Raw genomic sequence first — 12,252 nt, forward strand, 5'->3', positions numbered from 1 at the left:
AACGCGCCCCGGCTCAAGCGGGGTCGGCGGACGGGTCGGCCACATGCAGCGCGACCTTCAGCGTTTCGCATCTGCGCGCCAGGCCCGCGGCGGGGGGCCTGTCGGTGAAGATGGCGGCCAGATCGGACAAGGCGGCGACGCGCACCGGGGCCTTGCGGCGGAACTTGGTGTGATCCGCGACCAGGAACACGCGGCGCGATTGTTCGATGATGGTGCGCGTGACGCCCACTTCCTGCATGTCGAAATCCAGGATGTCGCCGTCGCCGTCGATGGCCGAACAGCCGACGATGGCAAAGTCGAACTTGAACTGGCGGATCGTGCGTTCGGTCAGCCCGCCGGTCAGCCCGCCATCGGCGCGGCGCAGCACGCCCGCGGTGACGACCACCTCGCAATCGGGATTGCGGGCCAGGATCGTGGCGACGTTGAGGTTGTTGGTCACGGCCAGGATGTTGCGATGCGCCAGCATCCGGTCGGCCACCGCCTCGGTGCTGGTGCCGATATTGAGGAACACCGAACAATCGTGCGGGATGCGGGCGGCGCAGGCGCGCGCGATGGCCAGCTTGCCCGCGAAGTTCAGGCCGCGCCGGTCGGCATAGCCGATATTCGTCGTGCCCGACGGCAGCACCGCGCCGCCATGCACCCGGTCGAGCAGCCCGGTATCGGCGAGATCGGTCAGATCGCGGCGGACGGTCTGGAAGGTGACGCCGAAATAGGCGGCCAGCCCCTCGACCGTGACCTTGCCCTCGCGCCGGGCGATGTCGAGGATCTCGGGGTGGCGGATGGACCGGGACATGGCCGGAGTGTTCGCTTCGTTTCGCCGTTGTCAATACTTTGCGGGATGGAAAGCAAAAACGAACGGAAACGAAAAGATCGGGCTTTTCCGATGGACCCCGTTGCGCTAGCCTTCACCGACCGCAGGGGGAAAGATGACGCTCAGGCTGGAGAACGTATCGAAGATCGTCGGCGGGCGGACGCATATGTATCCGACGACGATGGCGCTGGAACCGGGGACGATGAACGTCCTGCTGGGGCCGACGCTGTCGGGCAAGACCACGCTGATGCGGCTGATGGCGGGGCTGGACCAGCCGGCGACGGGCCGCATCCTGTGGCAGGGCACGGACGTGACCGGCCAGCGCGTGCAGGACCGCAAGGTCGCCATGGTCTATCAGCAGTTCATCAACTATCCGTCGATGAGCGTCTACGACAACATCGCCTCGCCCTTGCGGCTGATGGGGCTGGCGAAGGACGAGATCGACAGCCGCGTACGCGCGACCGCCGAGCTGATGCGGCTGACCCCGATGCTGGACCGCCGGCCGCTGGAGCTGTCGGGCGGCCAGCAGCAGCGATGCGCGCTGGCGCGGGCGCTGGTCAAGAATGCGGGCCTTGTGCTGCTGGACGAACCGCTGGCCAATCTGGACTACAAGCTGCGCGAGGAATTGCGCGCCGAGATCCCCCGCATCTTTGCGGAATCGGGCGCGATCTTCGTCTATGCCACGACCGAACCCGAAGAAGCGCTGCTGCTGGGCGGACAGTGCGCGACGCTGTGGCAGGGCCGGGTGACGCAGTTCGGCCCGACGCCGACCGTCTATCGCCGCCCGCTGGACGTGATCACGGCGCGGGTGTTTTCGGATCCGCCGATGAACTTTCTGGCGCTGGAAAAGAGTGGCGGCCGGTTCGCGCTGCCGGACGGGCGGTCGCTGCCGGCGGGCGCCATCGCCGCCCATGTGCCGGACGGGGCCTATACGGCGGGCTTCCGGCCCAACCATCTGGCGCTGGAGGCGCCCCACGACCGCGCGATCCGGTTCGAGACGGTGCTGAGCGTGACCGAGATCACCGGATCGCAGACCTATGTGCATCTGGACCATCAGGGCGAACGCTGGGTCGGGCTGATCCACGGGGTGCGCAGCCTGCGCAGCGGCGGCACGCTGGCCGTGCATCTGGATCCCGACCACATCTATCTGTTCGACGGGCAGGGCGCGCTGGTGCAGGCCGCCCCCTATGCGAGGGCCGCCTGACATGGCCGAGATCACGCTTGCCAATCTGGCGCACAGCTATCTGCCCGACCCGCGGACCGGGGACGATTTCGCGCTGAAGGAAATGAACCATGTCTGGCGGGACGGCGAAGCCTATGCGCTGCTGGGGTCGTCGGGCTGCGGCAAGTCCACGCTGCTGAACATCATCTCGGGGCTGCTGCGGCCCAGCCACGGACGGGTGCTGTTCGACGGGCGCGACGTGACCGACGCCCCTACGGCCGAGCGCAATATCGGGCAGGTGTTCCAGTTTCCCGTCGTCTACGACACGATGACCGTGCGCGAGAACCTGGCCTTCCCGCTGCGCAACCGCCGCATGCCGGCCGCCGAGATCGCGCGGCTGGTGCAGAAGGTCGGCGCGATGATCGGGATGGAGGCCGAGCTGGACCGCAAGGCGCGCGGGCTGACGGCGGATGCCAAGCAGAAGATCAGCCTGGGGCGCGGGATGGTGCGCGAGGACGTGAACGCGCTGCTGTTCGACGAGCCGCTGACCGTGATCGACCCGCACATGAAATGGGAATTGCGCACGCAGTTGAAGAAGCTGCACCAGGATTTCGGGCATACGATGATCTATGTCACCCACGACCAGACCGAGGCGCTGACCTTCGCCGACAAGGTGGTCGTCATGTATGACGGCCGCGTCGTGCAGATCGGCACGCCGCAGGAACTGTTCGAGCGTCCGGCCCATACCTTCGTCGGCTATTTCATCGGCTCGCCCGGCATGAACCTGTTCGACGCGCAGGTGGCTGGCCGCCGCGCGCGGATCGACGGGGCGTCGTTCGACCTGCCCGCGCCCTACGTCACGGGGCGCGGACGGGTGCAGGTCGGGGTGCGGCCGGAATTCGTGCGCCTGGCCACGGGCGGCGGCGGGGTGCCCGCCCGTATCGACCGGATCGAGGATGTGGGCCGTCACCGGATCGTCCGCCTGACCGTCGCCGGCGGCGAGGTCAGCGCGCTGGTGCCCGAGGACGGAACGCTGCCCGCGGATGTCGACGGCATCGTCTTCGATCCCGCGGGGATCAACGTCTATGAGGACGACTGGCGCGTCGCGCCGTCGGCCGGGCAGGAGGCCGCCTGATGAACAAGACCGTCAACCAGAAAGCCTGGTTCCTGGTGCTGCCGGTGCTGGTGCTGGTCGCGTTCTCGGCGGTGATCCCGCTGATGACGGTGGTGAATTATTCGGTGCAGGACACGTTCGGCAACAACGTCTTCTTCTGGAACGGGCTGCGCTGGTTTCAGGACATGCTGGAATCCGACCGGATGTGGAACGCGCTGGGGCGGCAGGTGGTGTTTTCGTCGATCATCCTGGCGATCGAGGTTCCGCTGGGCGTCTTCGTCGCGCTGAACATGCCCAAGCGGGGGTTCTGGGCGTCGTTCTGCCTGGTGCTGATGTCGCTGCCGCTGCTGATTCCGTGGAACGTGGTCGGCACGATCTGGCAGATCTTCGGGCGCGTCGATATCGGGCTGCTGGGGCATACGCTGGATGCGGTGGGCATCGACTATAACTACACCCAAGGGTTCATCGCCGCGTGGGCGACCGTCATCGCCATGGATGTCTGGCATTGGACATCGCTGGTGGCGCTGCTGGCCTATGCCGGGCTGCAATCCATCCCCGATGCCTATTACCAGGCGGCCAAGATCGACCAGGCGTCGCGGTGGGCGGTCTTTCGCTATATCGAGCTGCCCAAGATGACGGGCGTGCTGATGATCGCCATCCTGCTGCGGTTCATGGACAGTTTCATGATCTATACCGAACCCTTCGTCGTCACCGGGGGCGGGCCGGGCAATGCGACGACATTCCTGTCCATCGACCTTGTGAAGATGGCGCTGGGGCAGTTCGACCTCGGCCCGGCGGCGGCGTTCTCGCTGATGTATTTCCTGGTCATCATGGCGATCAGCTGGGTCTTCTATACGGTGATGACCAACCTCGACAACCGCGAGAGCCGCCGATGACCGACACCGTTTCCGCCCCCGGCGCCGCGTCGATCCCCGGCGACGTCACCGCCGCGCGCAACCGCGTCACCGCCGCGCGCCGGTTCCGGCCGGGCGGTTCGGCGCTGGTGATGGCGCTTTACCTGCTGTTCCTGCTGCTGCCGATCTATTGGCTGATCAACATGAGCCTGAAGACCAATGCCGAGATTGTCGGCACGTTTTCCCTCTGGCCGCAGACCGTGACCTTCGCCAATTACGCCACCATCCTGACGGATGCGTCGTGGTACATGGGATACGTCAATTCGCTGATCTACGTGGTGATGAATACCGCGATCAGCCTGACGGTGGCGCTGCCGGCGGCCTATGCGTTTTCGCGCTATAGCTTCGTTGGGGACAAGCACCTGTTCTTCTGGCTGCTGACCAACCGCATGGCCCCGCCCGCGGTTTTCGCGCTGCCGTTCTTCCAGCTTTATTCGTCCATCGGGCTGTTCGACACGCATATCGCCGTGGCGCTGGCGCATTGCCTGTTCAACGTGCCGCTGGCGGTGTGGATCCTCGAAGGATTCATGCGCGGGGTGCCGAAGGAAATCGACGAGACGGCATATATCGACGGCTATTCCTTTCCGCGCTTCTTCATCCGCATCTTCATGCCGCTGATCGCCAGCGGGATCGGGGTGGCCGCGTTCTTCTGCTTCATGTTTTCATGGGTGGAGCTGCTGCTGTCGCGGACGCTGACCAGCGTGGACGCCAAGCCCATCGCCGCCACGATGACCCGCACGATGGGCGCCGCCGGGGTGGATTGGGGCGTCCTGGCCGCCGCCGGAGTCCTGACCATCATCCCCGGCGCGCTGGTGATCTATTTCGTGCGGAACTACATCGCCAAGGGCTTCGCGTTGGGGAGGGTTTGATGGCCGATACTAGCTCGTTGAAAATAAGCGAGAGATTGGTCGCGGCAATTGTTAATATCCTTGCGGAGCGGGGTGTGCGACGGAGCTCGCTGAGCTATAAAGAACTTGGGCTAGAGCCGGAGGAAATCGACGGTCCGCTATTTTTGGATGCCATGATATGGCTTTCAGATGAAGGAATTATCCGATCCAGTGCAAAGACCCGATTTGATATGGACGGTAATGCTTATTACTTTACCCTGACTGCCTATGGTTATCGGTTGCTCGGACAAAAGTTTCAAGGGGCGTTGAACTTAGGACAAGCTGTTCGGGAGACTGCTGAAACAGGAAGGAGCTTTGCAGGCATTGGCGATTTCGTTGGTGGATTGCTTGGCGGCTTCACCAAATCAATCTCGAGCTAGGAGGCACCAATGCTTGACTGGATGGCATGGACCGTTCCGACCGCGATCTTCTTCGCCGTCATCGCCGTGCTGCTGGTGGTCTTTACCGTCCTCGCCGTGCGCTATCCCGAAACGCCGCGCAGGGGGGTGTTGGGGATCGAGACGACGCGGGGGGATCGGCTGTTCATCACGCTGCTGCTTTCGGCGTTTCTGAACCTTGCCTGGCTGGGGCTGGGGATCGCGCCGCAGCCTTATGCGCTGCTGGCCTGCCTCGTCCTGGCGGCGGGGATCTTCCGCTTTGTGTGACCTATCGTTCTGACCGGATAACAGGGAGGTAATCCGATGAAACCGACACTGAGATCGACCACCGCGCTGGCGGCGGCGCTGGGGCTGGGGCTGGCCGCCATGCCCGCCTTTGCCGACATGGAGGCCGCGCAGAGGTTCCTCGACGAGGAGATCGACGGCATGTCAACGCTGTCGCGCGAGGAACAGGAAGCCGAGATGCAATGGTTCATCGACGCGGCGCAGGACTTGCAGGGCATGGACATCAACGTGGTGTCCGAAACGATCACCACGCACGAATACGAAAGCCAGGTTCTGGCGCCCGCCTTCGCGGCCATCACCGGCATCGACGTGACCCACGACCTGATCGGCGAGGGCGATGTGGTAGAACGGTTGCAGGTGCAGATGCAGTCGGGGCAGAACGTCTATGACGCGTTCGTCAACGACAGCGACCTGATCGGCACGCACTGGCGCTATGGCCAGGCGCGCAACCTGACCGACTGGATGCAGAACGAGGGCGCCGATGTCACCTCGCCCACGCTGGATCTGGACGACTTCATCGGAACGCAGTTCACCACCGGGCCGGACGGCAACCTTTACCAACTGCCCGACCAGCAGTTCGCCAACCTCTACTGGTTCCGTTACGACTGGTTCAACGACGAGAAGACCAAGACGGATTTCCGCGAGGAATACGGCTATGATCTGGGCGTGCCGGTCAACTGGGCGGCCTATGAGGACATCGCCGAATTCTTCACCGGCCGCGACATGAGCTATGTCGAGGGGTCGCCGTCCTCGGGCGTCTACGGCAACATGGATTACGGCAAGAAGGATCCCAGCCTCGGCTGGCGCTATACCGATGCGTGGATGTCCATGGCCGGGATGGGCGACAAGGGCGAACCCAACGGCCTGCCGGTGGACGAATGGGGCATCCGGGTGAACGAGAATTCGCAGCCCGTGGGCGCCTGCGTCGATCGGGGCGGCGCCACCAACTCGCCCGCCGCCGTCTATGCGGTGGACAAGGCGATCCAGTGGCTGAAGGATTACGCGCCGCCGCAGGCCGCCGGCATGACCTTCTCGGAGGCGGGGCCGGTTCCGGGACAGGGCAACATCGCGCAGCAGATGTTCATGTACACGACCTTCGTGGCGCCGCTGGTGGACAGCCCCGCCGTGATGAACGAGGACGGCACGCCGAAATGGCGTCTCGCCCCCAGTCCGCACGGCGTCTATTGGGAAGACGGCATGAAGGTCGGCTATCAGGATGTGGGGTCTTGGACGATCCTCGATTCCACCCCCACCGACCGGGCCAAGGCCGCGTGGCTCTACGCGCAGTTCGTCACGTCCAAGACGGTGGATGTGAAGAAGTCCGATGTCGGGCTGACCTTCATCCGCGAATCCACCATCCAGTCCGACCACTTCACCGACCGGGCGCCCAATCTGGGCGGGCTGATCGAATTCTACCGCTCGCCCGCGCGCACGCAATGGTCGCCCACCGGCACCAACGTGCCCGACTATCCCAAGCTGGCGCAGCTTTGGTGGCAGAATATCGGCGACGCCATGTCGGGGGCCAAGGACACGAAGGCCGCTCTCGACCAGCTTTGCGCGGATATGGAGGACGTGATGTCGCGTCTGGAACGCGCGGGCGTTCAGGGCGATCTGGGCCCCGTCCTGAACGAGGAACGCGATCCCGAATACTGGCTGGAACAGCCCGGCGCGCCCAAGCCCGCGCTGGAGAACGAGGACGAGGAGCCGCAGACGGTGTCCTATGACGAGATGGTCCAGTCCTGGCAGCAATAGGGCAACGGGCGGGGCGCGCGATGCCCCGCCCGTCACTTGCGGGGCCGCAGACGCGGCCCCATGCGGATCGGGCCGGGGCGCGTATCGCGTTCCCCGGCCCTTTGCGCCTTTGAAGGGTGGCGGAGTTTCGTCATCCGCCCGTCGCGCGCCAGACGGGTCCGCGCGGCCGCGGGGTCGGGCAGGGCGCACCGTCCTGCGACCAGTGGACGACCGCCGCTTCGTCGTGCCAGTCGGGCAACCGCCCGCACCCGCAGGCGCGTGACCGAAACCAGCGTCATGCCAGCCGCCCGTCATCGTCCACGACGCGCAGCCGCCTGTCGTCCCAATCCCAAAGCACGACGTTCAGCGCGTCCGCCCGCGCGCCGCGCGCGAAGCTCGGCACCGCCATGCCGGAATGGCCCGCGCGGATCAGACGCTCGGCCAGATCCTGCGTCGGCACCCGGTCGCGCCGCAGCATCCGCAGCCGCCAGGCGGGATCGGCCAGGTCGGCGGGCGTGACGCCATGCCCGGCCAGCGCGGCGGCATCGGTCGCGTCGAACAGGGCGTCGATCTCGGCCGCGATCTCGATCACGGTCGAGGGCTGGAACGCGCCGCCCTGCGCGATCTCGTGCCGCAGGGTGCCGAAATCGCGCGCGAGGTAAAGCGCGGCGCGTCCCTTGCGGTTGAAGCGGCCGCCATGCAGCCGCGCGCCTTCGCCCGACAGCGGATCGTGCGCGAAGCGGGGATGCAGCGCACGGAACAGGGGGCCGCTGTAGCGCAAGGTTACGCGAACACGCCCGCGTCGATGGCGGCCAGATAGTCCCTGACCCAGTCGGCATGCCCTTCGCGCACCAGATCCATCGCCGTCATCCCGTCGAAGCCCGCCAGCGGTTCGGACCGATACCAGGCATAAGCGATGGCGGCGGTGCCGAAGCGGGGCGTGGCCAGATTGACGATCTCGACCATCTCGCGCAGGCGGCGCTGGGTGGCGGGCGAGCGGACCCTTTCGCGGCGCGAGACGGCATCGCGGCCCAGCCCCACGGTGCGCGCGATCTCGTCGCGGGTGGTCAGCAGCGTGGCGGCGATGCGTTCGGGCAGAAACACGCCGTCGGACTGGTATTCGAGGATGGCCATGGCGATACTCCGTTCCAGATGACAGATAACGCGTCAGGCGGTGTGGGGCAAGGGCGGGCCTAGTCCAGGGCCGATGCGCCCAGCGGCCCGCAGGCGGACAGGTCGGAGGCTTCGGCCGGCGGAAGCTGTTTCGCGATCTGGCGCAGGGCCGTGCGCATCCCTTCCTCCAGCGTCGGATGATAGAAGGGCATTCGCAGCATGTCGGCCACGGTCAGGCCGCGATCCAACGCCAGTGCCAGGATATGCGCCAGATGCTCGCCCTCGGGGGCGGCCATTTCGGCGCCCAGCAGGCGGCCGGTATCGGGTTCGGCATAGATCCGCAGCAGGCCGTAATTCTGCTGCATCATCCGCGCGCGGCCCTGATTGGCGAAATCGACCTCGCCGGTCAGGCGGCCGGCGTCCAGATCGGCCGCGCGCCGGCCGATTGTCGCCGTCTGCGGATCGCAGAAGCCGATGGTCAAGGGCGTGCGCCGCCGCAGCCGAAGCGGCCCGCTCTGGATGGCGTTCAGACCGGCGATATGGCCGTCATCGGCGCTTTCGTGCAGCACCGCGTCGATGCCGTTGGCGTCCCCGGCCAGATGGACCGGCGTGTCGGCAATGCGCATGGTATGCGGATCGACCGGCGGCATCCCGCGATCGTCCAGCGGCACGTCCAGCGTTTCCAGCCCCAGACCGGCGATACTGGGCCGCCGCCCGACCGCGGCCAGCACACGGTCCACCGTGACGGTGCCGCCGGGCCAGCGCATGTCGATTCCGCCATCCGTTTCGGCCAGCGTCACGTCCGCGCCGAGGTGAATGGCGAATTCCGCGCCGAGGGCGTCCCGCAGCGCGTCCGAGACCTGCGGATCGGTCAGGCCGCCGATCCTGTCGCGCTTGTTGAAGGCGTGGACGGTCAGCCCCAGCCGGGCCAGCGCCTGCGCCATTTCGATCCCCACGGCGCCCAGCCCGATCACCCCGATCCGGCGCGGCAGGTCGCGCTGTTCGAACAGGGTGTCGGTGGTCAGCACCCTGTCGCCGAGCGCGGTCCACGGATCGGGCATGACGGGGCTGGAACCGGGGGCCAGCACGATGCGCCGCGCCTTGATCCGGCGGCCGTCCACGATCAGGGCGTTCGGGCCGTCCAGCCTCGCGCGCCCGACAATACGGCGGTCGCCCAGATCGTCCGTCGCCTTCAAAACTCCGGCGACGAAATCGTCGCGCAGGGCGCGGACGCGGGCCAGCACCGCCGGGATGTCGGGCGTCAGCGCGTCGCCGCCCGCGATCCCGAAAGCGTCCAGCCGGGTGCGCGCGTGATAGGCGTTCGCGGCGGCGATCAGCGCCTTGGACGGCATGCAGCCGACGCGCGCGCAGGTGGTGCCGTGCGGCGGCGCGTCGATCAGCACGAAATCGTCGGTATGGCGCCGCACCTCGCGCAGGGCGGCCAGCCCCGCCGTGCCGGCGCCTACGATCGCGACCTCGACCCTGTCGTTCATTCCCGTCCCCTTCATGGCCCCCGGCCCAAGCTGCGGCGCGGGGCCGGCAAGTCAAGCGGCGGCCATGCGGTTCGATCGGTCGATCAGGTCGATGCCGAGCTGGTGGAAAAGATCCATGTAATCCAGCAGCACCCAGTTTTCCGCGATCCGTCCGCCGGCGCAGCGATAGAAATCCATCACCCGCAGCGTCAGCGCCCGCCCGGTCGCGGGCACGCCCAGATAGTCGCCCCGGTGGGTCATGGTCATCGACGGCCAGCCCGACACGGCGGCATAGTTCCCGTCGCCGATGCGGCAGTAATGGTTGCCGCCCTTGCGGTCGGGGAAGGCCGTCAGGAAGGGCGCGCGGTGGTCCTTGACGAAGCCCTTCCAGCGATAGTTCGACCCGATGCCGCCCGGTCCGTACCACAGCATGTCCTCGTCCCAATAGCCCGTCGCGCCGGTCTGGTCGCGGCTTTCGAAGGTGGCGGGGTCGAAGGCGTGCAGATCGGCCAGCATGCCTTCGACCACATCCAGGCTGCGGTCGCCGCCATCGGGGTCGGGCAGCACGCCGTCATGGGTGGCGGGGGCGGGAAACAGCATCTCGGTCCCCGAGACGGGGGGCAGGGGGAAGCGGCCCGCCTGACGCATCAGGTCGGGCAGGTCGAGGACGATACGCGACTGGACGATGCGCCCGTCCTCGATCCGGTGAAATTCGCCCGAACGCAGGAAGGCGAGGCGATCCGAGGGGCGCAGTCCGGCCAGCGGGGCGGCGAAGGTGCCGACGTAATGCGTCACGCTGGCGACCCATGCGCCGCCCGTCTGCCGCCGGTTCGCGCCACCGATGAAGATCTCGTCCCGCCGACGCATATGCGACAAGGCACGGCCCAGCGGGCGGATCAACCCGTCGATCGCCGCATCGCGCCCCCGGAACGTGCCGAACGGGTGAGAGGCGTCGACGACGACATCCTCGGCCAGGATATCGGCATCGATTCGGTCCGTTCCAGCCGTCCGCGCCAGGTCGATCAGTCCGTCGCGGATCGGTTTTCTGTAGTCGGGCAAGGCGCTTTCCTCCTCGGATGCAATCGTGTGCAGAAAATGCTTGCCATAACGTAAAGCAGGATTCTAGGCTTATGCAATCGAGTGCACGGGTCGCCCCGGCCTCGGCATCTGCGGGAGGGCATGGATGGCGAAGATCGAACTTCGGAACGTGTCGAAGCGCTGGGGCAGTTTCATCGGCGTGGACAGCTTCGACCTGACCATCGAGGACCGCGAGTTTCTCGTGCTGCTCGGCCCCTCGGGCTGCGGCAAGACCACGACGATGCGGATGATCGCCGGGCTCGAGGATGCGACCGAAGGCGAGATCTGGATCGGCGACCGCAAGGTGAACGACCTGGACCCCAAGGACCGCGACGTGGCGATGGTGTTCCAGTCCTACGGCCTTTACCCCAACCTCAACGTCTATGAGAACATCCGCTTCCCGCTGAGGGTGCGCAAGGTTCCCGAGGGCGAGCATGACGAACGCGTGCGCCGGGCCAGCGCGATGGTCGAGCTTGACGATTTCCTGCACCGCAAGCCCGCCGAACTGTCGGGCGGCCAGCGGCAGCGCGTGGCGCTGGCGCGCGCCATCGTGCGGCGTCCGGCAGTGTTCCTGATGGACGAGCCGCTGTCGAACCTCGACGCCAAGCTGCGCGTCAGCACCCGCGCGCAGATCAAGAACCTGTCCCACGAACTGAAGGTCACGACCGTCTATGTGACGCACGACCAGATCGAGGCGATGACCCTGGCCGACCGCGTGGTGGTGATGAAGAAGGGCGTCGTGCAGCAGGTCGGCACCCCGACCGAGATCTACGACAACCCGGCCAACACCTTCGTCGCGGGCTTCATCGGCAGTCCGGCGATGAACCTGATGGACGGCACCGTGACGGGCGGCGTGTTCCAGGGGCGCGACGTGCGGATCGGCGGGCTGGATCACGCCGACGGCGACGTGACGCTGGGCTTTCGCGCCGAGGATGCCAGCGTCGCGGGGCCGGGCGAGGAGGCGCAGATCGCCGCGAAGCTCTATACGATCGAATTGCTGGGCGATGCGGTGATGCTGACCGTGCGCGCGGGCGGCGCGCTGGTCAGCGTCAAGGCGCCCAAGGATTTCCGCGCCGAGATCGGCGAGCCGGTGGGCTTTGTCGTGCCGACCGAATGCTGCCACCTTTACGACCGCAAAAGCGGTGAACGGACCGGCGCGTGGCACCGGCCGCAGGGCGACGGCGTGCCGTCCGCATCGGATGCCGAACGCATCGCCACCACCCCGGCCGGCCCGATGTGACGGGCCGCCGCAATCGCCCGGACGAGCGGGCATCCATGACCAACAGGG

Annotated in this window: 13 protein-coding genes; 8 read left to right on the plus strand and 5 right to left on the minus strand. The window is 66.6% G+C overall.

Translation table 11 applies throughout. The features are described 5' to 3' along the window. Nucleotides 1-13: 13 nt before the first annotated feature. Nucleotides 14-793, minus strand: a complete 780-nt coding sequence (locus tag OCGS_RS13700) for a DeoR/GlpR family DNA-binding transcription regulator (RefSeq protein WP_007427845.1) — start codon at nt 791-793, stop codon at nt 14-16. Between the two features lie 133 nt (nt 794-926). Between OCGS_RS13700 and OCGS_RS13705 the strand changes: the two genes are divergently transcribed. Genes OCGS_RS13705 through OCGS_RS13730 form a run of 7 tightly spaced genes read left to right on the plus strand, consistent with a single transcriptional unit; the run spans nt 927 to nt 7,323 of the window. Then, nucleotides 927-2,015, plus strand: coding sequence for an ABC transporter ATP-binding protein (locus OCGS_RS13705; protein ID WP_007427846.1), 1,089 nt, complete (start codon nt 927-929; stop codon nt 2,013-2,015). 1 nt (nt 2,016) lies between these two features. Continuing rightward, nucleotides 2,017-3,108, plus strand: coding sequence for an ABC transporter ATP-binding protein (locus OCGS_RS13710; protein WP_040611088.1), 1,092 nt, complete (start codon nt 2,017-2,019; stop codon nt 3,106-3,108). Continuing rightward, on the plus strand, nt 3,108-3,983 hold the full coding sequence (locus tag OCGS_RS13715; protein ID WP_007427848.1) for a carbohydrate ABC transporter permease: 876 nt from the start codon (nt 3,108-3,110) through the stop codon (nt 3,981-3,983). The genes OCGS_RS13710 and OCGS_RS13715 overlap by 1 nt, the downstream gene beginning before the upstream one ends. After that, on the plus strand, nt 3,980-4,870 hold the full coding sequence (locus tag OCGS_RS13720; RefSeq protein ID WP_007427849.1) for a carbohydrate ABC transporter permease: 891 nt from the start codon (nt 3,980-3,982) through the stop codon (nt 4,868-4,870). Before OCGS_RS13715 ends, OCGS_RS13720 begins: the two co-directional genes overlap by 4 nt. Further along, a complete protein-coding gene (locus tag OCGS_RS15145; protein ID WP_156801069.1) occupies nt 4,870-5,268 on the plus strand; it encodes a hypothetical protein in 399 nt (132 codons plus the stop codon). Before OCGS_RS13720 ends, OCGS_RS15145 begins: the two co-directional genes overlap by 1 nt. A 9-nt stretch (nt 5,269-5,277) precedes the next feature. Then, a complete protein-coding gene (locus OCGS_RS13725) occupies nt 5,278-5,553 on the plus strand; it encodes a DUF2160 domain-containing protein (protein ID WP_007427850.1) in 276 nt (91 codons plus the stop codon). A 36-nt stretch (nt 5,554-5,589) separates the two neighbouring features. Further along, on the plus strand, nt 5,590-7,323 hold the full coding sequence (locus tag OCGS_RS13730; RefSeq protein ID WP_007427851.1) for an ABC transporter substrate-binding protein: 1,734 nt from the start codon (nt 5,590-5,592) through the stop codon (nt 7,321-7,323). Between the two features lie 274 nt (nt 7,324-7,597). Here the strand turns inward: OCGS_RS13730 and OCGS_RS13735 are convergent, their stop codons facing one another. From OCGS_RS13735 to OCGS_RS13750, 4 genes are read right to left on the minus strand one after another with little or no spacing between them, the layout of a single operon-like run. Next, nucleotides 7,598-8,083 (minus strand): RES family NAD+ phosphorylase, encoded by a 486-nt coding sequence (locus OCGS_RS13735; RefSeq protein ID WP_007427853.1) that lies wholly within the window; start codon nt 8,081-8,083, stop codon nt 7,598-7,600. A gap of 2 nt (nt 8,084-8,085) precedes the next feature. After that, a complete protein-coding gene (locus OCGS_RS13740) occupies nt 8,086-8,436 on the minus strand; it encodes an MbcA/ParS/Xre antitoxin family protein (protein WP_007427854.1) in 351 nt (116 codons plus the stop codon). Between the two features lie 59 nt (nt 8,437-8,495). Then, nucleotides 8,496-9,908: a dihydrolipoyl dehydrogenase gene (locus OCGS_RS13745; protein WP_007427855.1), complete on the minus strand. Its 1,413-nt coding sequence runs from the start codon at nt 9,906-9,908 to the stop codon at nt 8,496-8,498. 51 nt (nt 9,909-9,959) lie between these two features. Then, nucleotides 9,960-10,946, minus strand: a complete 987-nt coding sequence (locus OCGS_RS13750) for a nuclear transport factor 2 family protein (RefSeq protein ID WP_007427856.1) — start codon at nt 10,944-10,946, stop codon at nt 9,960-9,962. A 124-nt stretch (nt 10,947-11,070) separates the two neighbouring features. On the opposite strand from OCGS_RS13750, the gene OCGS_RS13755 reads away from it, so the two are divergent. Beyond that, a complete protein-coding gene (locus OCGS_RS13755) occupies nt 11,071-12,204 on the plus strand; it encodes an ABC transporter ATP-binding protein (protein ID WP_007427857.1) in 1,134 nt (377 codons plus the stop codon). The last annotated feature ends 48 nt before the right edge of the window (nt 12,205-12,252 follow it).

This window comes from Oceaniovalibus guishaninsula JLT2003 (assembly GCF_000299575.1).
Lineage (GTDB): Bacteria > Pseudomonadota > Alphaproteobacteria > Rhodobacterales > Rhodobacteraceae > Palleronia > Palleronia guishaninsula.